Annotated in this window: 16 protein-coding genes and 1 tRNA gene; 4 read left to right on the plus strand and 13 right to left on the minus strand. The window is 68.6% G+C overall.

The genetic code is table 11. The annotated features are described in order from the left end of the window. On the plus strand, positions 1-1,076 hold a 1,076-nt coding region (locus tag LE548_RS31665; protein WP_225100431.1), incomplete at its 5' end, for a M48 family metalloprotease. 56 nt (positions 1,077-1,132) lie between these two features. On the opposite strand, the gene LE548_RS31670 is transcribed toward LE548_RS31665, so the two are convergent. The 10 genes from LE548_RS31670 to LE548_RS31715 all read right to left on the minus strand — a co-directional run bounded on the left by LE548_RS31670 (position 1,133) and on the right by LE548_RS31715 (position 14,456). Continuing rightward, positions 1,133-5,032: a DNA-directed RNA polymerase subunit beta' gene (locus tag LE548_RS31670; RefSeq protein ID WP_225100433.1), complete on the minus strand. Its 3,900-nt coding sequence runs from the start codon at positions 5,030-5,032 to the stop codon at positions 1,133-1,135. A gap of 102 nt (positions 5,033-5,134) precedes the next feature. Then, positions 5,135-8,620 carry a DNA-directed RNA polymerase subunit beta gene (gene rpoB / locus LE548_RS31675; protein WP_225100435.1) on the minus strand — a complete coding sequence of 1,162 codons (3,486 nt, stop codon included), beginning with the start codon at positions 8,618-8,620 and terminating at the stop codon, positions 5,135-5,137. A 560-nt stretch (positions 8,621-9,180) separates the two neighbouring features. Continuing rightward, positions 9,181-9,564, minus strand: a complete 384-nt coding sequence (gene rplL, locus LE548_RS31680) for a 50S ribosomal protein L7/L12 (RefSeq protein ID WP_225100579.1) — start codon at positions 9,562-9,564, stop codon at positions 9,181-9,183. A 109-nt stretch (positions 9,565-9,673) separates the two neighbouring features. Further along, positions 9,674-10,204: a 50S ribosomal protein L10 gene (gene rplJ, locus LE548_RS31685; protein ID WP_225100436.1), complete on the minus strand. Its 531-nt coding sequence runs from the start codon at positions 10,202-10,204 to the stop codon at positions 9,674-9,676. A 280-nt stretch (positions 10,205-10,484) separates the two neighbouring features. Continuing rightward, complete coding sequence (locus LE548_RS31690; protein ID WP_225100438.1) at positions 10,485-11,441, minus strand: hypothetical protein; 957 nt, start codon at positions 11,439-11,441, stop codon at positions 10,485-10,487. 181 nt (positions 11,442-11,622) lie between these two features. Further along, entirely contained in the window at positions 11,623-12,348 is a 726-nt protein-coding gene (gene rplA, locus LE548_RS31695) for a 50S ribosomal protein L1 (protein ID WP_225100439.1), read from the minus strand. 100 nt (positions 12,349-12,448) lie between these two features. After that, positions 12,449-12,883 carry a 50S ribosomal protein L11 gene (rplK, locus tag LE548_RS31700; protein WP_031167035.1) on the minus strand — a complete coding sequence of 145 codons (435 nt, stop codon included), beginning with the start codon at positions 12,881-12,883 and terminating at the stop codon, positions 12,449-12,451. A 169-nt stretch (positions 12,884-13,052) separates the two neighbouring features. Then, positions 13,053-13,907, minus strand: a complete 855-nt coding sequence (gene nusG / locus LE548_RS31705; RefSeq protein ID WP_225100441.1) for a transcription termination/antitermination protein NusG — start codon at positions 13,905-13,907, stop codon at positions 13,053-13,055. A gap of 80 nt (positions 13,908-13,987) precedes the next feature. Beyond that, positions 13,988-14,275: a preprotein translocase subunit SecE gene (gene secE, locus LE548_RS31710; RefSeq protein ID WP_225100442.1), complete on the minus strand. Its 288-nt coding sequence runs from the start codon at positions 14,273-14,275 to the stop codon at positions 13,988-13,990. A 108-nt stretch (positions 14,276-14,383) separates the two neighbouring features. Next, positions 14,384-14,456 (minus strand) — tRNA-Trp (locus tag LE548_RS31715). Positions 14,457-14,730: 274 nt separating this feature from the next. On the opposite strand from LE548_RS31715, the gene LE548_RS31720 reads away from it, so the two are divergent. Together LE548_RS31720 and LE548_RS31725 are read left to right on the plus strand one after the other, a co-directional pair. Beyond that, entirely contained in the window at positions 14,731-15,957 is a 1,227-nt protein-coding gene (locus LE548_RS31720) for a pyridoxal phosphate-dependent aminotransferase (protein WP_225100444.1), read from the plus strand. Between the two features lie 145 nt (positions 15,958-16,102). Further along, on the plus strand, positions 16,103-17,143 hold the full coding sequence (locus LE548_RS31725; protein ID WP_225100445.1) for an adenosine deaminase: 1,041 nt from the start codon (positions 16,103-16,105) through the stop codon (positions 17,141-17,143). Here the strand turns inward: LE548_RS31725 and LE548_RS31730 are convergent. Then, complete coding sequence (locus LE548_RS31730; RefSeq protein ID WP_225100447.1) at positions 17,088-17,816, minus strand: hypothetical protein; 729 nt, start codon at positions 17,814-17,816, stop codon at positions 17,088-17,090. The two genes, LE548_RS31725 and LE548_RS31730, sit on opposite strands and share 56 nt — an antisense overlap. Before the next feature lie 18 nt (positions 17,817-17,834). Further along, on the minus strand, positions 17,835-18,458 hold the full coding sequence (locus tag LE548_RS31735) for a TetR/AcrR family transcriptional regulator (protein WP_225100449.1): 624 nt from the start codon (positions 18,456-18,458) through the stop codon (positions 17,835-17,837). A gap of 106 nt (positions 18,459-18,564) precedes the next feature. On the opposite strand from LE548_RS31735, the gene LE548_RS31740 reads away from it, so the two are divergent. Continuing rightward, complete coding sequence (locus LE548_RS31740) at positions 18,565-19,197, plus strand: NAD(P)-dependent oxidoreductase (RefSeq protein ID WP_225100450.1); 633 nt, start codon at positions 18,565-18,567, stop codon at positions 19,195-19,197. A gap of 20 nt (positions 19,198-19,217) precedes the next feature. On the opposite strand, the gene LE548_RS31745 is transcribed toward LE548_RS31740, so the two are convergent. After that, a complete protein-coding gene (locus LE548_RS31745; protein ID WP_225100453.1) occupies positions 19,218-20,273 on the minus strand; it encodes a UDP-N-acetylmuramate dehydrogenase in 1,056 nt (351 codons plus the stop codon). Positions 20,274-20,414 lie beyond the last annotated feature (141 nt).

The raw sequence follows: 20,414 nt of genomic DNA on the forward strand, positions 1-20,414 counted from the left end.
CGCAAACCACCTCCTCCGCGCCGCCCCAGTACCCGGGCCCCGCCCCGCAGTACCCGACGGCGGCGCCCCCCACGCCCCCGGCTCCCCCGATGTCCCCGGTGCCCCCGCCCCCGGCCGAGCACCCGCACCACATCGACACCGACCGAGGGCGCGTCTTCGTCTCCGCCAAGCAGCGGCAGACGGACGCCACAGCCGTCGGAAACCTGCTGCTGCACGTGCCCAACTTCCTGTGCAGTCTGTTCGTCGTCGCCCTGGTCTCGCTGTTCTTCGGCGGCTTCGGCATCGTCGTCATACTCGCCTGGCTCGCCAGCGGCGCACTCGTGTTCCACCGGCCCACCGAGAGCGCCCTCGCGCGCCATGTGCTCCGGCTGCGCTACCCCACTCCACAAGAACGCGCCAAACTCGAACCGGTCTGGCGCGAGGTCACGGCCCGCGCCGGGATCGAGGGCCGGAACTACGAGCTGTGGGTGGAGGACAGCGACGCCCTGAACGCGGTCGCGGCCGCCGGCCACATCGTCGGCGTCACCCGCTTCGCCATGCACGGGCTGCCCAACGGCGAGCTGGCCGCCGTCATGGCGCACGAGCTGGGCCACCATGTCGGCGGCCACGCCTGGTCCTCGCTGCTCGGCTACTGGTACGCCCTGCCCGGCCGGGTGGCCTGGCGGGTGCTGAAGGCCTGCTCCGGCTTCATGTTCAAGGTCTCGCGCGCCTTCGGCTGCTTCGGCATCGGCTTTCTCGTCCTCGTCGTCGGCAGTGTCGGAATGGCCACGATCAGCAGTCTCTACGGCCTGCCCCTGCTGATCCTGGCCGTGCCGTACGCGCTGGCCGCCGTGGGCCGCCGCTCCGAGCTGCGGGCCGACGAGCACGCCGCCGCGCTCGGCTTCGCCCCGATGCTGGCGGCCGTGCTCGACAAGATGCACCAGCAGGAGCAGTGGCAGCAGGCGCAGCTGGCCGCGCGGAACGGCGGACGGCCGGTCGAGGAGAGCACGCCGGCCCGGCTGCTCGCGTCCCACCCGGACTACTACACGCGGCTGCACCACCTCCAGCCGTACCTTCAGTCCCCCCGGACCCCCTGAGCATGCCGAAGGGCGGCCACCCCCGTACGGGAGTGGCCGCCCTTCATGCTGCTCGCTTACTGGTTGTACGGACCGTAGTCGTAGTCCTCCAGCGGAACGGCCTGGCCGGAGCCGGTGCCGAACGGCGAGTAGTCGATGTCGTCGTAGCCGACGGCCGAGTACATCGCGGCCTTGGCCTCCTCGGTCGGCTCGACCCGGATGTTGCGGTAGCGGGACAGACCCGTACCGGCCGGGATGAGCTTACCGATGATGACGTTCTCCTTGAGGCCGATGAGGCTGTCGGACTTGGCGTTGATCGCCGCGTCCGTCAGGACCCGGGTCGTCTCCTGGAAGGAGGCGGCCGACAGCCAGGACTCCGTCGCCAGCGAGGCCTTGGTGATACCCATCAGCTGCGGACGACCGGAGGCCGGGTGACCGCCCTCCTGGACCACACGACGGTTCTCGGTCTCGAACTTCGAGCGCTCGACCAGCTCGCCGGGCAGCAGCTCGGCGTCGCCGGACTCGATGATCGTCACTCGGCGGAGCATCTGCCGGATGATGATCTCGATGTGCTTGTCGTGGATCGACACACCCTGCGAGTTGTACACCTTCTGGACCTCGCCGACCAGGTGGACCTGGACGGCACGCTGACCCAGGATGCGCAGCACGTCGTGCGGGTTGGTGGCACCCACGGTGAGCTGCTGGCCCACCTCGACGTGGTCGCCCTCGCGGACCAGGACCTTGGCACGCTTCGAGATCGGGAACGCCGTCTCGTCGCTGCCGTCGTCCGGGGTGACGACGATCTTCTTGGTCTTCTCGGTCTCCTCGATCCGGATGCGGCCGGAGGCCTCGGAGATCGGGGCGACACCCTTCGGAGTACGGGCCTCGAAGAGCTCGACGACACGCGGCAGACCCTGGGTGATGTCGTCACCGGCCACACCACCGGTGTGGAAGGTACGCATCGTCAGCTGGGTACCGGGCTCACCGATGGACTGGGCGGCGATGATGCCGACCGCCTCGCCGATGTCCACCAGCTTGCCGGTGGCCAGCGAACGGCCGTAGCACATCGCGCAGGTGCCGACGGCGGACTCGCAGGTCAGGACCGAGCGGGTCTTGACCTCCTCGACGCCACGGGCGACCAGCTCGTCGATGAGGACGTCACCGAGGTCGGTGCCGGCCGGGGCCAGGACCTGGCCGTCGACCACGATGTCCTCGGCGAGGCAGCGCGCGTACACGGACGTCTCGACGTCGTCCGCCTTGCGCAGCACGCCGTCCGCGCCCCGTTCCGCGATCTTGAGCTTGAGGCCGCGCTCGGTGCCGCAGTCCTCCTCGCGGATGATGACGTCCTGGGAGACGTCGACCAGACGACGGGTGAGGTAACCCGAGTCGGCGGTACGCAGAGCGGTGTCCGCCAGACCCTTACGGGCACCGTGCGTGGAGATGAAGTACTCCAGCACGGACAGGCCCTCACGGAAGGACGCCTTGATCGGACGCGGGATGGTCTCGTTCTTCGCGTTCGACACCAGACCACGCATACCGGCGATCTGCCGCATCTGCATCATGTTTCCTCGGGCACCCGAGTCAACCATCATGAAGATGGGGTTGGTCTTGGGGAAGTTCTCGTTCATCGCCTCGGCGACCTCGTTGGTCGCCTTGGTCCAGATCGCGATGAGCTCCTGCGTGCGCTCTTCCTTGGTGATCAGACCGCGCTCGTACTGCTTCTGGACCTTCTCGTCCTGCGCCTCGTAGCCCTTGACGATCTCCTTCTTCGCCTCGGGAACGACGACGTCGGAGATGGCGACGGTGACACCGGAACGGGTCGCCCAGTAGAAGCCGGCCGCCTTCAGGTTGTCGAGCGTCGCCGCCACGATGACCTTGGGGTAACGCTCGGCCAGGTCGTTGACGATCTCGGAGAGCTGCTTCTTGCCCACCGAGTAGTCGACGAACGGGTAGTCCTCGGGCAGCAGCTCGTTGAAGAGCGCGCGGCCCAGGGTGGTGCGCAGGCGGAACGAGTCACCCTGCTGCCACTCGGGCTCGCCCTCCTCGCGGGCCGGCGGGGTCCAGCCGCGCGGCGGGATGGTGCCCACCGGGAAGCGGATGTCCACGGCCGACTGGAGCGCCAGCTCACCGGCGTCGAACGCCATGATCGCCTCGGCCGTGGAGCCGAACGCGCGGCCCTCGCCCTTGGTGTCACGCAGCTCGCCGTCGGTGGTGAGGAAGAACAGACCGAGGACCATGTCCTGGGTCGGCATCGTCACCGGGCGGCCGTCGGCCGGCTTGAGGATGTTGTTCGAGGACAGCATCAGGATGCGGGCCTCGGCCTGCGCCTCCGCGGACAGCGGCAGGTGCACGGCCATCTGGTCACCGTCGAAGTCCGCGTTGAACGCGGTGCAGACGAGCGGGTGGATCTGGATGGCCTTGCCCTCGACCAGCTGCGGCTCGAAGGCCTGGATGCCGAGGCGGTGCAGGGTGGGCGCACGGTTCAGCAGCACCGGGTGCTCGGCGATGACCTCTTCGAGGACGTCGTACACGACGGTGCGGCCGCGCTCCACCATGCGCTTGGCGGACTTGATGTTCTGCGCGTGGTTCAGGTCGACCAGGCGCTTCATCACGAACGGCTTGAACAGCTCCAGCGCCATCGCCTTGGGCAGACCGCACTGGTGCAGCTTCAGCTGCGGGCCGACGACGATGACGGAACGCGCCGAGTAGTCGACTCGCTTGCCGAGCAGGTTCTGACGGAAGCGGCCCTGCTTGCCCTTGAGCATGTCGGACAGCGACTTCAGCGGACGGTTGCCGGGGCCCGTGACCGGGCGACCACGACGGCCGTTGTCGAAGAGCGCGTCGACGGCCTCCTGGAGCATGCGCTTCTCGTTGTTCACGATGATCTCGGGCGCACCGAGGTCGAGAAGGCGCTTCAGGCGGTTGTTGCGGTTGATGACACGGCGGTACAGGTCGTTCAGGTCGGAGGTCGCGAAGCGGCCACCGTCCAGCTGCACCATCGGACGCAGGTCCGGCGGGATCACCGGGACGCAGTCCAGGACCATGCCCTTGGGGCTGTTGGACGTCTGCAGGAACGCGGAGACGACCTTCAGGCGCTTGAGGGCACGGGTCTTCTTCTGGCCCTTGCCGGTGCGGATGATCTCGCGGAGGCGCTCGGCCTCCTCCTCCAGGTCGAAGGACTCCAGGCGCTTCTGCAGCGCCGCGGCGCCCATCGAGCCGTCGAAGTACGTGCCGAAGCGGTCACGCAGCTCGCGGTAGAGCAGCTCGTCGCCCTCCAGGTCCTGGACCTTGAGGTTCTTGAACCGGGCCCACACCTCGTCGAGGCGGTCGATCTCGCGCTGCGCACGGTCGCGCAGCTGCTTCATCTCGCGCTCGGCACCCTCGCGCACCTTGCGGCGCACGTCGGCCTTGGCACCCTCGGCCTCCAGCTCGGCCAGGTCGGCCTCAAGCTTCTTGGCGCGGGCCTCCAGGTCGGCGTCGCGGCGGTTCTCGATCTGCTGGCGCTCGACCGAGACGTGCGCCTCCAGGGAGGGCAGGTCGCGGGTACGGCGCTCCTCGTCGACGTACGTGATCATGTACGCCGCGAAGTAGATGACCTTCTCAAGGTCCTTGGGAGCCAGGTCGAGCAGGTAGCCCAGCCGGCTCGGGACACCCTTGAAGTACCAGATGTGCGTGACGGGAGCGGCCAGCTCGATGTGGCCCATCCGCTCACGGCGCACCTTGGCGCGCGTGACCTCGACGCCACAGCGCTCGCAGATGATGCCCTTGAAGCGGACGCGCTTGTACTTGCCGCAGTAGCACTCCCAGTCCCGGGTCGGACCGAAGATCTTCTCGCAGAAGAGTCCGTCCTTTTCGGGCTTCAGGGTGCGGTAGTTGATGGTCTCGGGCTTCTTGACCTCGCCGTGGCTCCACTGACGGATGTCGTCAGCGGTGGCCAGGCCGATCCGGAGCTCGTCGAAGAAGTTGACGTCGAGCACTATGCGTCAATCCCTCTCAGGGTCGAAAGTCTTTGGTCTGAAACGGGGGCCTGGGGGTCGGCGGGGGCCTCACGCGGTGGCGAGGCCCCTACCGGACTCCCGTCAGACCTCTTCGACGCTGCTCGGCTCGCGCCGGGACAGGTCGATACCGAGCTCCTCCGCAGCGCGGAAGACGTCCTCGTCGGTGTCACGCATCTCGATGGACATACCGTCGCTGGACAGCACCTCCACGTTCAGGCAGAGCGACTGCATCTCCTTGATGAGCACCTTGAAGGACTCGGGGATGCCGGGCTCGGGGATGTTCTCGCCCTTGACGATGGCCTCGTAGACCTTCACGCGGCCGGTGACGTCGTCGGACTTGATGGTCAGCAGCTCCTGGAGGGCGTACGCGGCGCCGTAGGCCTCAAGGGCCCACACCTCCATCTCACCGAACCGCTGGCCACCGAACTGGGCCTTACCACCCAGCGGCTGCTGGGTGATCATCGAGTACGGACCGGTCGAGCGGGCGTGCAGCTTGTCGTCGACCAGGTGGTGCAGCTTGAGGATGTACATGTAGCCGACCGAGATCGGGTCCGGGAACGGCTCACCGCTACGGCCGTCGAACAGCCGCGCCTTGCCGGACGGGAGCACCATGCGCTCGCCGTCGCGGTTCGGGATGGTGTGCTGCAGCAGACCCGCCAGCTCGTCCTCGCGGGCACCGTCGAAGACCGGGGTCGCGACGTTGGTGCGCGGGGCGACCTGGTCGGCGCCGATGGCCTGCAGACGCTGGGCCCACTCGTCCGCGAGGCCGGAGACGTCCCAGCCGCGGCTGGCGAGCCAGCCGAGGTGGATCTCCAGGACCTGTCCCGGGTTCATTCGGGACGGCACACCCAGCGGGTTGAGGATGATGTCGACCGGGGTGCCGTCCTCCAGGAACGGCATGTCCTCGATCGGCAGGATCTTGGAGATGACACCCTTGTTGCCGTGACGGCCGGCGAGCTTGTCACCGTCGGTGATCTTGCGCTTCTGCGCGACGTAGACGCGGACCAGCTGGTTCACGCCCGGCGGCAGCTCGTCGCCCTCCTCGCGGTCGAAGACGCGCACGCCGATGACCTTGCCGGTCTCGCCGTGCGGCACCTTCAGCGAGGTGTCACGGACCTCACGGGCCTTCTCACCGAAGATCGCGCGCAGCAGGCGCTCCTCGGGGGTCAGCTCGGTCTCACCCTTCGGGGTGACCTTGCCGACGAGGATGTCACCGGCGATGACCTCGGCACCGATGCGGATGATGCCGCGCTCGTCGAGGTCGGCGAGGACCTCCTCGGAGACGTTCGGGATGTCCCGGGTGATCTCCTCGGGGCCGAGCTTGGTGTCACGGGCGTCGACCTCGTGCTCCTCGATGTGGATCGAGGAGAGGACGTCGTCCTGCACGAGGCGCTGCGACAGGATGATCGCGTCCTCGTAGTTGTGACCCTCCCACGGCATGAACGCCACGAGCAGGTTCTTGCCGAGGGCCATCTCACCGTTCTGGGTGGCCGGGCCGTCGGCGAGGACCTGGCCCTCGATGACGCGGTCGCCCTCGTTGACGATGACCTTCTGGTTGACCGAGGTGCCCTGGTTGGACCGGGAGAACTTGGCCAGGCGGTACGTGATGTACGTGCCGTCGTCGTTGGCGGTGGTGATGTAGTCCGCGGAGACCTCCTGGACCACACCGTCCTTCTCGGCCTTGACCACGTCGCCGGCGTCGACCGCGGAGCGGTACTCCATGCCGGTGCCGACGAGCGGCGCCTCGGACTTAATCAGCGGAACGGCCTGACGCATCATGTTCGCGCCCATGAGGGCACGGTTGGCGTCGTCGTGCTCCAGGAAGGGGATCATGGCGGTCGCGACCGACACCATCTGGCGCGGCGAGACGTCCATGTAGTCCACGTCCTCGGGGCCGACGTAGTCGACCTCGCCGCCACGGCGGCGGACGAGCACGCGGTTCTCGACGAAGCGGAGGTCCTCACCGAGCGTGGCGTTGGCCTGCGCGATGACGAAGCGGTCCTCCTCGTCGGCGGTCAGGTAGTCCACCTCGTCGGTGACCTGGCCGTCGACGACCTTGCGGTACGGCGTCTCGACGAAACCGAACGCGTTGACCCGGCCGTAGGAGGCGAGCGAGCCGATCAGACCGATGTTCGGGCCTTCCGGCGTCTCGATCGGGCACATACGGCCGTAGTGCGACGGGTGCACGTCACGGACCTCGAAGCCGGCCCGCTCACGGGAGAGACCACCCGGGCCGAGGGCGTTCAGACGACGCTTGTGCGTCAGCCCCGACAGCGGGTTGTTCTGGTCCATGAACTGGGACAGCTGGCTGGTGCCGAAGAACTCCTTGATGGAGGCGACGACCGGCCGGATGTTGATCAGGGTCTGCGGCGTGATCGCCTCGACGTCCTGGGTGGTCATGCGCTCGCGCACGACACGCTCCATACGGGCGAGACCCGTACGGACCTGGTTCTGGATCAGCTCACCGACGCTGCGGATACGGCGGTTGCCGAAGTGGTCGATGTCGTCGGTCTCGACCATGATCGTGCGACCGGTCGCGGTCACCGTCTCGGTCTCACCGGCGTGCAGCTGCACCAGGTACTTGATGGTGGCGATGATGTCGTCGGTGGTGAGCACGCCGGCGTCCAGCGGCTCGTCGGCACCGAGCTTCTTGTTCACCTTGTAGCGGCCGACCTTGGCGAGGTCGTAACGCTTGGGGTTGAAGTAGAGGTTCTCCAGCAGCGTCTGCGCGGCCTCGCGCGTGGGGGGCTCGCCCGGACGCAGCTTGCGGTAGATGTCGAGCAGCGCGTCGTCCTGGCCCTGGGTGTGGTCCTTCTCCAGGGTGGCGCGCATCGACTCGTAGTCGCCGAACTCCTCAAGGATCTGCTCGGTCGTCCAGCCGAGCGCCTTGAGCAGCACAGTGACCGACTGCTTGCGCTTGCGGTCGATACGGACACCGACCATGTCGCGCTTGTCGATCTCCATCTCCAGCCAGGCACCCCGGGACGGGATGATCTTGGCGGAGAAGATGTCCTTGTCGGACGTCTTGTCGATGCTGGAGTCGAAGTAGACACCGGGGGAACGGACCAGCTGAGACACCACGACACGCTCGGTGCCGTTGATGACGAAGGTGCCCTTGTTCGTCATGAGCGGGAAGTCGCCCATGAAGACCGTCTGGGACTTGATCTCACCGGTCTCGTTGTTGGTGAACTCGGCGGTGACGAAGAGCGGGGCGGCGTACGTGAAGTCGCGCTCCTTGCACTCGTCGATGGAGTTCTTCGGCGGCTCGAAGCGGTGGTCCCGGAACGTCAGGGACATCGACCCGGAGAAGTCCTCGATCGGGGAGATCTCCTCGAAGATCTCCTCCAGACCGGACTTGGTGGGGACGTCCTGACCGTTCTCCAGAGCCTCCTCGACCCGACTCTGCCAAGCGGTGTTGCCGAGCAGCCAGTCGAAGCTCTCGGTCTGCAGCGCGAGCAGGTTCGGAACCTCAAGAGGCTCCTTGATCTTTGCAAAGGAGATGCGCAGCGGGGCGGTGCTGGCGCCGTTGTTCATATTCGCGGTCGAGGCATTGCGCGAGGCGGCCAAGAGGGGGTCCTTCCGAGGGCTCGGACTCACTACGCGCGTGCCGGCCCCTCCCCCATTCGCAGAGACAGAAACCCCAGGTCAAGGGAGCTTTTGTCGTCGGCGTTCGAGTGAGGGCAGACCCCTGGTGACGGGCAGGGGACAGCTAACAGGCAGCGCAAAGGGTCAGTGTAGCCACTTGGCACACTGATGTCCAGTCCCGGGTTCCAGAGACCCTTGCGACCCTCGTTGTTCTCAACGCCTTCGTCAACGCCCTCGGCATGCCTGCCCTCAACGCACGTTGATACTGCCCTCTTCGTCGCCGATCCATGCCTCGGATTCGGATCCTTGTGGCGACGCGTCCTGAGAATTGCGCGCTGCGTGCGGTTCGTCAAGGCCCCCCTTGCCCGAGCCAGGGCATCCGGAGACACGACGAAGATCACCTTACCCCTCACGAACACAGGTGCAAGGCAGCCCGGGCCCGACCCCGGGGAACGCCGAAGGGCGACCACCCGGATGGATGATCGCCCTTCGGTGCGTTCGCGTTACAGCCCCAGGGGGCCGTTCATGCGGTCGCGAAGGTCTTACTTGACCTCGACGGACGCGCCGGCGCCCTTGAGGGCCTCGGCGGCCTTGTCCGCGGCCTCCTTGTTGACCTTCTCCAGAACCGGCTTCGGGGTGCCGTCGACCAGGTCCTTGGCCTCCTTCAGGCCGAGGGAGGTCAGCTCACGCACGACCTTGATGACCTGGATCTTCTTCTCGCCGGCGCCGGTGAGGATGACGTCGAACTCGTCCTTCTCCTCGACGGCCTCGGCCGGGGCGGCCGGACCGGCCGGGCCCGCGACGACGGTCGCCGCAGCGGCGGTGACGTCGAACTTCTCCTCGAACGCCTTCACGAACTCGGAGAGCTGGATGAGGGTCATGCCCTCGAACTCGGCGAGCAGTTCGTCCTGGGTGAGAGCCATGATGGCTTTCCTTCCACTAAGTTCGGCTGGTGCCGGATGTACTGGGTAAGGCGGGCGTACGTCGGCCCGCTACGACCACTGCCTGACGGCGGCGGTCATGATGCGAGCCGAATTACTCGGCACCGCCCTGCTCGTCCTGCTTGGCGCGAAGCGCGTCCACGGTGCGGACGAGCTTCGACGGAAGCGCCTGGAAGAGCTGAGCAGTCTGCGTCTGCTTGCCCTTCATGGCGCCCGCCAGCTTGGCGAGCAGAACCTCGCGGGACTCAAGGTCCGCAAGCTTCTTGATCTCGTCGGCGGACAGCGCCTTGCCGTCAAGGACACCGCCCTTGATGACGAGATTCGGGTTTTCCTTGGCGAAGTCACGCAGACCCTTCGCCGACTCCACCGGGTCACCGGTGACGAAGGCGACGGCGGTCGGACCAGCGAAAAGCTCGCCCGGCAGCGTGATCCCGGCCTCGTCGGCCGCAATCTTGGTCAGCGTGTTCTTCACCACGGCGTACTGGGCGTTCTCACCGAGCGACCGGCGCAGCGTCTTGAGCTGCGCCACGGTGAGACCGCGGTACTCGGTCAGCACGGCGGCGTTGGAGCTGCGGAACTTGTCCGTCAGCTCGGCAACCGCGGCAGCCTTGTCGGGCCTCGCCATAGAGCCTCGGCCTCCTTCCGGGTGATTCTGACCGCGCGGACCCGAAGGAGGACTGGGCAAAAATAAACGCCCCGGCGCAGGTGCACGGGGCGGACTCGACCGGCCGCACACGCGCTCGGCGCGCGCACTCCGGGAGCTCTTCCACTGTCACCTGCGCGGGTCGCCCACTTTTCAGCGGATCCTTCGGCCACCGCGCGCTCATTCGAGCGCACGGCAACGACCAGCGGTCTTTGGCTTCCTCAGGAGAGTACGGGACGGCCCCCCGCCCAGGCAAATCGGGTCAGGACGTCGTGCTGATCCCGCTGCCCGTGCTGGTGCTGCTGCCCGTGGCGGTGCCGCTGGGCAGGCCGCCGCTGGACTTCATGAGCTTGGCGAAGTCCAGCGTGTCGGCGGCCGGCGGGGCCTCGGTGGTGACGGGGACGCCGTAGTCGCTGTAATAGGCGGTGTTGGTCATCTCACCCTTGGCCGTGGCCCCCTTCTCGACCTTCTTCACCAGCAGGTTCTGGTCGTTGAGCCAGATGTCGACGGTCTCGGTGGTGATGCCCGCCTGGTCGAGCTGCTTCTTCAGGGCGGCCAGCTGGTCCGCGCCGATGTTGCTGTTCTTGCCCGCCAGGTCGGCGATGTTCACCGTGCCCGAGTAGTGCCGGGTGCGGACGCCGGCGACCGTCTCCTCGCCCACCTTCTTGACGTCACCGGAGGCCAGCAGCAGCTTCACGGACTGGTTCGGCGTGGCGGTGCGGATCTGGTCCTTCACGTACGACCCGGAGGCGCCGCCGAACTTGGCAAGGAGGTCGTACGAGTACTTGATCCAGTGCTTGCCGCCCATGCGCTCGGCGGACACGCCGCCCAGGTTCGCGTAGTAGGCATCCGGCAGGTACCGGGCCTGCATCGTCGGTGCCGCACCGACCTTGTGCATGGCCTCGGCCAGCTTGCCGCCGGTGTAGGTGATGGCCAGGTCGCCGGTGAGGCCGTTGCCCCAGTGCATGGCGCCGTTCGCCGACATCGACATCACGTCGCCGATGACCATGGTGGAGCGCACCTTCGCCGACTCCGCCTTGTCGGTGGACTGCTCGGCGGTGCGCAGCACGGCGGCGATGGGGCTGACGTGGATCGTGGTGCCGCCGGCGGCCTTGTCACTCTTGCCGGAGCCCGAGGAGGAGCCGCAGGCTGCCACGGAGGTCAGCGCGGCGACCACCGCTATGGAAAGGGCCGTACGGCGAACGGTCGTGCTCTTCATCTGGTCCCACCCCTGTTGCAAGTCGTGTGCCCTGCACCGTAGCCCAGGGCACTGACAGTCGTGCCAAAGGCCCCACAAAGAAAGCTCGTACGAAGAAAGGACGGGCCCCGCACCTGGAAGGTTGCGGGGCCCGCCCTCTGTTCACGCGTCCCTGACGCGGCTACCGGGCTGAGCGGGAGGCTCAGACGGCGGCCGGGTCCTCCTCGACGAGGAGGTTGCGGGTGCGGTTCGGGTCGACCTGGATGCCGGGGCCCATGGTGGTGCTGACCGCGGCCTTCTTGATGTAGCGGCCCTTGGCGGCGGACGGCTTCAGACGGAGGATCTCCTCCAGCGCGGCGCCGTAGTTCTCCACCAGCTTGGCGTCGTCGAAGGACGCCTTGCCGATGATGAAGTGCAGGTTCGAGTGCTTGTCGACGCGGAACTCGATCTTGCCGCCCTTGATCTCGGTCACAGCCTTGGCGGTGTCCGGGGTCACGGTGCCGGTCTTCGGGTTCGGCATCAGACCACGCGGGCCGAGGACGCGGCCGAGGCGGCCGACCTTGCCCATGAGGTCCGGGGTGGCGACGACGGCGTCGAAGTCCAGACGGCCCTTCGCGACCTCGTCGATCAGCTCGTCGGCGCCGACGATGTCGGCGCCCGCGGCACGCGCGGCCTCGGCACGGTCACCGGTCGCGAAGACCAGGACCCGGGCGGTCTTACCGGTGCCGTGCGGAAGGTTCACGGTGCCACGGACCATCTGGTCGGCCTTGCGCGGGTCGACACCCAGACGGAAGGCGACCTCGACGGTGGCGTCGAACTTGGTCGTGGAGGTCTCCTTGGCGAGACGGACGGCTTCGAGCGGGGCGTACAGCTTCTCCCGGTCGACCTTGGCGTCCGCAGCGCGGAGAGCCTTGCTGCGCTTGCTCACAACTTGCTCCTGTGTGTTCTGTAAGGAGTCGTGGTCCCTGGGCCGAGCAGGCCCTGCCACGTGCGACCGGCTACGGCCGCATGACTACTGGGGGGTGAGGTCAGCCCTCGACCGTGATGCCCATGGAGCGGGCGGTGCCGGCGATGATCTTCGACGCGGCGTCCAGGTCGTTGGCGTTGAGGTCGGGCATCTTGGTCTGGGCGATCTCGCGGACCTGCGCCTCGGTGATCTTGGCGACCTTGGTCTTGTGCGGCTCGCCGGAGCCCTTCTCGACGCCTGCGGCCTTGAGGATCATCTTCGCGGCCGGCGGGGTCTTGGTGACGAAGGTGAAGGAACGGTCCTCGTAGACCGTGATCTCCACCGGGATGACCCAACCACGCTGCGACTCGGTCGCGGCGTTGTAGGCCTTGCAGAACTCCATGATGTTGACGCCGTGCTGACCGAGCGCGGGGCCGACCGGCGGGGCCGGGTTCGCCGCACCGGCGTTGATCTGGAGCTTGATGAGCCCCGTGACCTTCTTCTTCTTGGGAGGCATTACTCTCCGGGTCCTTTCATTCGGGTCCATGCCCGCGCGAGGACCGAGTCCTGACGCAGGCATACCGCACAACGATAGCGGGTATAGATGCGCGGCTGAAAACCGAGCAGGTCAGACCGGCTGAGGCAGCCCGCCTGACCTGCGCGGAAGAGCGACATCCAGAAATGGACTAGTTCTTCTGGATCTGGTCGAAGGACAGCTCGACCGGGGTCTCGCGGCCGAAGATCTCCACCAGGCCCTTGACCTTCTTGGAGTCGGCGTTGATCTCGTTGATGGTCGCCTGAAGCGTGGCGAACGGGCCGTCGGTGACGGTGACCGAGTCGCCGACCTCGAAGTCCAGCACCTGGACCTCGACCTTGCGCTGCGGAGCGGGCTTGCCCTCGGCCTCGGCGGCCTCGCGGGCGGCCTTCTCCTCGGCCTCCGGGGCGAGCATCTTGACGATCTCGTCCAGGGTCAGCGGGTACGGGTCGTAGGCGTTGCCGACGAAGCCGGTGACACCCGGGGTGTTGCGGACGACGCCCCAGGACTCGTTGGTCAGGTCCATGCGAACGAGGACGTAACCCGGCAGCTTGTTCTGCTTGATCGTCTTGCGGTCGCCGTTCTTGATCTGGACGACCTCTTCCTGCGGCACCTCGGCCTGGAAGATGTAGTCCTCGACGTTCAGCGAGACGGCGCGCTGCTCCAGGTTGGTCTTCACGCGGTTCTCGTAACCGGCGTAGGTGTGGATCACGTACCACTCGCCGGGCAGAGTGCGCAGTTCCTCGCGCAGGGCCTCGACGGGGTCGACGGGCGCGGCCGGCTCCTCCTCGGCGGCCTCCGCGACGGCGGCCTCCTCGTCGGACTCGGCGTCCTCGGTCTCGTCCTCGTCCTCGACGTGCAGCGCGGCGTCCTCGGCCGGCTCGCCCGCCTCGGCGTCGGCAGCCTCGACCTCGTCCAGCTCCTCGTCCGCGCCCTCGACGATGTCGAGCTCGTCATCCACGGACTCGTCCGGCTCGACGGCGTCGTTCAGGTTCTGGTCAGACACGGTGGCTGCTTCTTCCTGGATACATAGGGGTGGAACATGCGAAAACGGGCGCCGGTACCACGGCGCCCTTCGCTCTTGGCTCAGCCGAAGACGTACTTGGCCGCGTGGTTGAGCCCATAGTCAATCACGGTCACCAGGCCGATCATGATGGCGACGAAGAAGATCACCACGGTGGTGTACGACGTCAGCTGGTTACGAGTCGGCCAGACGACCTTGCGGAGCTCCGCGATGATCTGGCGGTAGAAGGTGGCCAGGCGCTTCAGCGGGCCCTTCTTGGCGCGCTTGCCGCCCTTGCGGGCCTTCTTCTTGGACTCGGACAGCTCGTCCTGGGCGTCAGGCGTGTCGATGGAGCCCACGGCGTCCGTCATGCGTCCTCACCTGGTCCCGGGTCATGGCCGTGCCGCGCCCGGTTTCTGGAGCCGCACGGCGGTGCATTGCAGTACGTACATGCGCACACATCCTGGCGGTGTGTGTAGCAGGGCCGGAGGGACTTGAACCCCCAACCGCCGGTTTTGGAGACCGGTGCTCTACCAATTGAGCTACGACCCTTTGTGTGTCCCCCAACGTACCGCATCCGACCGGGTGCGGGGTGTGCACCGGTTGCGGCGGCGGCTGTTGATGGCCAACGAGGTGAGAGTGTACGTGGTCCACGCCCCGGCGTCGAACAGAAAGTGCCCATACGGGGGAGGGTGGCCGAAGATCGTCCTGGCCGGAGGGGCGAACGGGGCCCGGATTCGGACCCGTGTTCACGTGCCGACCCCTGGCTGTTCAGTCTGTGAAACCCGTGTGCCGGGGACATTTCCGGTCTGGAACGATGGGCGCCATGAGCGCTGCAACCCCTCCCACCGAGCGCCGGGTCTCCGCCCGAGTCGGCGCGATCTCCGAGTCCGCCACCCTCGCCGTGGACGCCAAGGCCAAGGCCCTGAAGGCCGCCGGGCGTCCGGTGATCGGCTTCGGCGCCGGCGAGCCCGACTTCCCGACCCCGGACTACATCGTCGAGGCGGCCGTCGAGGCCTGCAAGAACCCCAAGTACCACCGCTACACCCCGGCCGGCGGCCTGCCCGAGCTGAAGGCCGCGATCGCCTCGAAGACGCTGCGCGACTCCGGCTGGGAGCCGGACGTCTCGCAGATCCTCGTCACCAACGGCGGCAAGCAGGCCATCTACGAGGCGTTCGCGGCGATCCTCGACCCGGGCGACGAGGTCATCGTCCCGGCGCCGTACTGGACGACGTACCCCGAGTCGATCCGCCTCGCGGGCGGTGTCCCGGTGGAGGTCGTGGCCGACGAGACCACCGGCTACCGCGTCACGGTGGAGCAGCTGGAGGCGGCGCGCACGGAGAAGACCAAGGTCGTCCTCTTCGTCTCCCCGTCCAACCCGACCGGCGCGGTGTACTCCGAGGCCGAGACCGATGCGATCGGCCGCTGGGCCCTGGAGCACGGCCTGTGGGTGCTGACCGACGAGATCTACGAGCACCTGGTCTACGGAGACGCGGCCGCCGTGTCCCTGCCGGCGCTGCTGCCCGAGCTGCGCGACAAGTGCATCGTGGTCAACGGTGTGGCGAAGACGTACGCCATGACCGGCTGGCGCGTGGGCTGGGTCATCGGCCCGAAGGACGTCGTCAAGGCCGCGACGAACCTGCAGTCGCACGCCACGTCGAACGTCTCCAACGTGGCCCAGGTGGCCGCCCTGGCCGCCGTCTCCGGTGACCTGTCCGCCGTCGAGAAGATGCGCGAGGCCTTCGACCGGCGCCGCAAGACCATCGTGCGGATGCTCAACGAGATCGACGGCGTGCTCTGCCCGGAGCCCGAGGGCGCCTTCTACGCCTACCCGTCGGTCAAGGCCCTCATCGGCAAGGAGATCCGCGGCAAGCGCCCGCAGAACTCGGTCGAGCTGGCCGCGCTGATCCTGGAGGAGGCCGAGGTCGCGGTCGTCCCGGGCGAGGCCTTCGGCACGCCGGGCTATCTGCGGCTGTCGTACGCGCTCGGTGACGAGGACCTCGTCGAGGGTGTGAGCCGGATGCAGAAGCTGCTGGCGGAGGCCAGGGACTGAGCGGTCCGACCGGTCTGAGCGGTCCATTTTTGGACGAGGGGCACCTACTGGCGACTAGTAGGTGCCCCTCGTTCGTATGTGCGAGCAAGACCACGTACGGGGAAACGGCTACCGGTGTGACAGGTGTGTACGGCAGGATCCTCCAATGGAGCGTGTACGTGACCTCTCTGAGCTGCCGAAAGCCCACCTGCACCTGCACTTCACCGGCTCGATGCGACCGGCCACCGTGCTGGAACTGGCCGACAAGTACGGCGTACGCCTGCCCGACGCCCTGACAGAAGCGCTGACCAGCGGCGAGCCACCGAAGCTGCGGGCCACCGATGAGCGGGGCTGGTTCCGCTTCCAGCGGCTGTACGACGCGGCGCGCTCCTGCCTGCGCGAACCGGAGGACATCCGGCGCCTGGTCCGGGAGGCCGCCGAGGAGGACCTGAAGGACGGCTCGGGCTGGCTGGAGATCCAGGTCGACCCCACGTCGTACGCGCCCCGGCTGGGCGGGCTGATCCCGGCGCTGGAGATCATCCTGGACGCGGTGGAGACGACCGCCCGCGAGACCGGGCTCGGCATGCGCGTCCTGGTCGCCGCCAACCGCATGAAGCACCCGCTGGACGCGCGCACGCTGGCCCGGCTGGCGGTGCGGTACGCGGACCGGGGCGTGGTCGGCTTCGGGCTCTCCAACGACGAGCGGCGGGGCATGGCGCGGGACTTCGACCGGGCCTTCCACATCGCGCGCGAGGGCGGCCTGCTGTCGGCCCCGCACGGCGGCGAGCTGACCGGCCCGGCCTCTGTCCGGGACTGTCTGGACGACCTGCACGCCTCGCGGATCGGGCACGGGGTGCGCGCGGCGGAGGACCCGCGGCTGCTGAAGCGGCTTGCGGACCGGCAGGTGACCTGCGAGGTGTGCCCGGCGTCGAACGTGGCGCTCGGCGTGTACGAGAAGCCCGAGGACGTCCCGCTGCGCACGTTCTTCGAGGCGGGTGTCCCGATCGCCCTCGGCGCCGACGACCCGCTGCTGTTCGGCTCCCGGCTGGCCGCTCAGTACGAGATCGCCCGGCACTACCACGGCTTCTCGGACGCCGAACTCGCCGAGCTGGCCCGCCAGTCGGTGCGGGGTTCGGCCGCGCCGGAGGACGTCAGGGAGCGGCTGCTGGCCGGCGTGGACGAGTGGCTGGCCCGCCCGGCCTCCTGAGGGGCTCGCCGGGGCGCCTGAAGTGGGCGTAGGGCGGATAGGGCTTGAAGCAGATCAGCACGTCGAGGGGGTGCCCGCCGCCAGGCGGCTGCACCAGCGCCGGGATCTCCCCCATCAGCTTCATGCGCCCCTCGGCGACACCCTTCTGATACGGCCCGTGGCCGGCCGCACGGGCGAACCAGCCGGCTGTCTCGGCGAACACGTCCCGGCTGCCGAGGAGAAAGAACGTACGCGCCTGCGTGGCGTGCCGCAGCTCGTCCCGGAAGCCGGCACGGCCCTGGCGGGCGCGCCAGGCGGCGGCGTCCCGCGCGGTGCGTGCCTCGTCGGTGCGGGCGGTCAGCGGGGTGCCGTGGCGCAGCCTCCGACGCAGCTCGGGCCACTGGCTGGGGCGCAGGCCGAGGGTGTGGTGCGCGAGGACGAGGTCGACGGTGTCACCGACGCCCTCGTCGGGGGGCACGCCGTCGCGCAGCGGCAGATGCACGATCGTGTGCCGGGAGCATGCGGCGAAGGAGAACAGCCCGGCGAGCCGGTTCAGCCCGTCGTGGTCGCCGAGCAGCAGCCCGATGGGGTCGGGGGCGCGCAGCGAGGTGTGGCGCAGGGGCCGCCAGGGCTGGACGACCCGGTGCTCGTGGGGCCCCGTCCGGAATCTGAACTCGCGCAGCCTCAGCCGCATGTACGCCGCCTCATGGCCTCAGGGTCGCGGCTGTGAGGGCTCCTCGGCAACGGAGATTCCGCCCAGCAGCGTCCTGGCGAGCCGCGCGGCGAATGCGTCGACCGGCGGCCGCTCCCCCGTGCCGGCAGCGTCGTAGGCGAACGCGCGCTGCGCGCAGGCGCCCAGCAGCAGGGAGGCGGCCGCGAAGGTGTCGGCGTCGGCACGGACGCGGCCGACGGCCTGTTCCGCGCGGAGGTAGGCGTCCAGGTCCTGGATGGGCCGGTGCGGGCCGGAGCCGAGCTCGCGCAGGGCCTCGAAGTGGCGCTCCTTGAGCTGGGTCTCGGCGTACAGGGAGGCGGCGATCGGGAAGCTCTGCTCGTAGAACAGGGCGGCCTGGCGGGCGATCTCGGTGAGGTTGCCCGCCAGGGTGCCCCGGCCCGGTTCGGCGGCCAGGCTGCCGAGCAGCGGCGTGAGGCGGGGCAGCCGCTCGGCGAGCACCCGGACGAACAGGTCTTCCTTGCTGTCGAAGTACTTGTAGAGAGCCGCTTCCGAGCAGCCGGCCGCGCGCGCGATCTCCTTGGTGGTGGCGCGGGCGAGTCCGACGGTGAGCATCAGCTCGTGGGCGGCGTCGAGAATGCGGACTCGCGCCGGCTTCGGCTCCATGGGACGTCCAATCGGGCTTGACGGGTGGGTGAGTGCTTACCCACTCTAGAGCCAGCAGGGGTGAGTGAATACTCACCCACCAGTCCCAAGCGGCACGGGAGCACTCATGAACCTCACCGTTTTCGGCGCCACCGGCGGGATCGGCCGGGAGCTCGTCCGGCAGGCGCTCGACGCGGGCCACCGAGTCACCGCCGTGGTCCGTGATCCGGCCCGGCTGGAGGTCACCGGCGACACGCTGGAGGTGGTCCGGGCCGACCTGACCGACCCGGAGCCCCTGCGCGCCGCCGTCGCGGGCCGGAACGCCGTCCTGTCCGGCCTGGGCGCCCGCAGCCGCAAGGACGCGGGGGTCGCCACCCGGCTGACCCGCACGGTCCTGCACGCCATGGAGGCGGAGGGCGTACGCCGGCTGCTGGTGGTCAGCGCCGGCCCGGTCGGCCCCGCGCCCGAGGGCGACGGCCCCCTGGACCGCGGGATGCTGGGCATCGTCAGGGCCGTCCTGAAGGACGTCTACGCCGACCTGAGCGAGATGGAGGCCGAGCTGGCCCGCAGCGGCACGGACTGGACGTCCGTACGCCCCCCGCGCCTCCAGGACAAGCCGCTCACCGGCCACTACCGCACTGCCATCGGCGGCTTCCCGCGCAAGGGCCGCTTCATCGCCCGCGCGGACGTCGCCCACGCCATGCTGTCGATGATCGACGACCAGGGGACGGTGAAGCAGGGAGTGGGAGTGGCGTACTAGCGGTTTTCCGGGCCCTGTGCCTAGAGGCTGACGCCCACCGTGACCGGCTCGTTGACCAGCGTGATCCCGAAGGCCTCGTGGACGCCGGCGACGACCTCGCGGGCCAGGGCGAGCAGGTCCTCGGTCGTGGCCTCGCCCCGGTTGGTGAGGGCGAGGGTGTGCTTGGTGGAGATGCGGGCGGGCCCGGTGCCGTAGCCCTTGGTGAAGCCGGCCTTGTCGATCAGCCAGGCCGCGGAGGTCTTCGTACGGCCCGCACCCGCCGGGTACGCGGGCGGCTCGAAGCCCTCTCCCAGCCGCTCCCGCACACGCGCGTGGAACGCGGCGAACTGCCCGTCGGTGAGGATCGGGTTGGTGAAGAAGGACCCGGCCGACCAGGTGTCGTGGTCCTCGGGGTCGAGGACCATGCCCTTGCCGGCGCGCAGCTTCAGCATGGTCTCGCGGGCGTCGGCCAGCGGCACCCGGTCGCCGGGCTCGACGCCGAGAGCGCGGGCGGCTTCGGCGTACTTGACGGGCGCGGACAGCCCGTCGGCGTCCTCCAGCCCGAAGCGGACGCGCAGCACGACATAGCGCGCGGGGTCGGCCTTGAAACGGCTGTGGCGGTACGAGAAGGCGCACTCCTCGTTCGTCAGCGTGACCGTCTGGCCGGCGTGCCGGTCGTAGGCGATCACTTCGGTGATGGTGGAGGAGACCTCCTGGCCGTAGGCGCCCACGTTCTGGATCGGCGTGGCGCCCGCGGAGCCCGGGATGCCGGCCAGGCACTCGATCCCGGCGAGCCCGGCCTCGACCGTGCTGGCGACGGCGTCCGTCCACACCTCACCGGCGGCCAGCTCCAGCGTCGTGCCGCGCAGCTCCACACCGCGCGTGGCGATGCGCAGGGCGGTGCCGTCGAAGCCCTTGTCGCCGATGACCAGGTTCGATCCGCCGCCGATCACCAGCAGCGGCGTCCCGCTGTCGTCGGCCTCGCGGACAGCGTCGATCACCTCGGCGTCGGTCACGGCGGTGACCAGCCGCGTCGCGGGACCGCCCAGCCGGAAGGTGGTCAGCGGGGCGAGGGGGGCGTCGTGGAGTACCTGCACAGCCCCAAGACTACGAGACACCTACGACAGCCCCGCACACCCGCCAGGGAGCTTGGAGACCGCCGTTGCCGGTCTGCCGGCGGCTGGACGGCATGCCGCGGCGCACACACGCACGCGCGCGTGGCCCCACAGCTGGACCAC

The sequence above is a fragment of the Streptomyces sp. CoH27 genome (genome assembly GCF_020181035.1).
Lineage (GTDB): Bacteria > Actinomycetota > Actinomycetes > Streptomycetales > Streptomycetaceae > Streptomyces > Streptomyces camelliae.

What these genes read in the sequence shown, in the direction of transcription:
- rplJ (WP_225100436.1), bottom strand. Translation starts at nt 10,204, where the DNA reads ATGGCGAGGCCCGACAAGGCTGCCGCGGTTGCCGAGCTGACGGACAAG.
- LE548_RS31735 (WP_225100449.1), bottom strand. Translation starts at nt 18,458, where the DNA reads ATGGAGCCGAAGCCGGCGCGAGTCCGCATTCTCGACGCCGCCCACGAG.
- LE548_RS31690 (WP_225100438.1), bottom strand. Translation starts at nt 11,441, where the DNA reads ATGAAGAGCACGACCGTTCGCCGTACGGCCCTTTCCATAGCGGTGGTC.
- LE548_RS31730 (WP_225100447.1), bottom strand. Translation starts at nt 17,816, where the DNA reads ATGCGGCTGAGGCTGCGCGAGTTCAGATTCCGGACGGGGCCCCACGAG.
- LE548_RS31720 (WP_225100444.1), top strand. Translation starts at nt 14,731, where the DNA reads ATGAGCGCTGCAACCCCTCCCACCGAGCGCCGGGTCTCCGCCCGAGTC.
- rplK (WP_031167035.1), bottom strand. Translation starts at nt 12,883, where the DNA reads ATGCCTCCCAAGAAGAAGAAGGTCACGGGGCTCATCAAGCTCCAGATC.
- LE548_RS31740 (WP_225100450.1), top strand. Translation starts at nt 18,565, where the DNA reads ATGAACCTCACCGTTTTCGGCGCCACCGGCGGGATCGGCCGGGAGCTC.
- LE548_RS31725 (WP_225100445.1), top strand. Translation starts at nt 16,103, where the DNA reads ATGGAGCGTGTACGTGACCTCTCTGAGCTGCCGAAAGCCCACCTGCAC.
- secE (WP_225100442.1), bottom strand. Translation starts at nt 14,275, where the DNA reads ATGACGGACGCCGTGGGCTCCATCGACACGCCTGACGCCCAGGACGAG.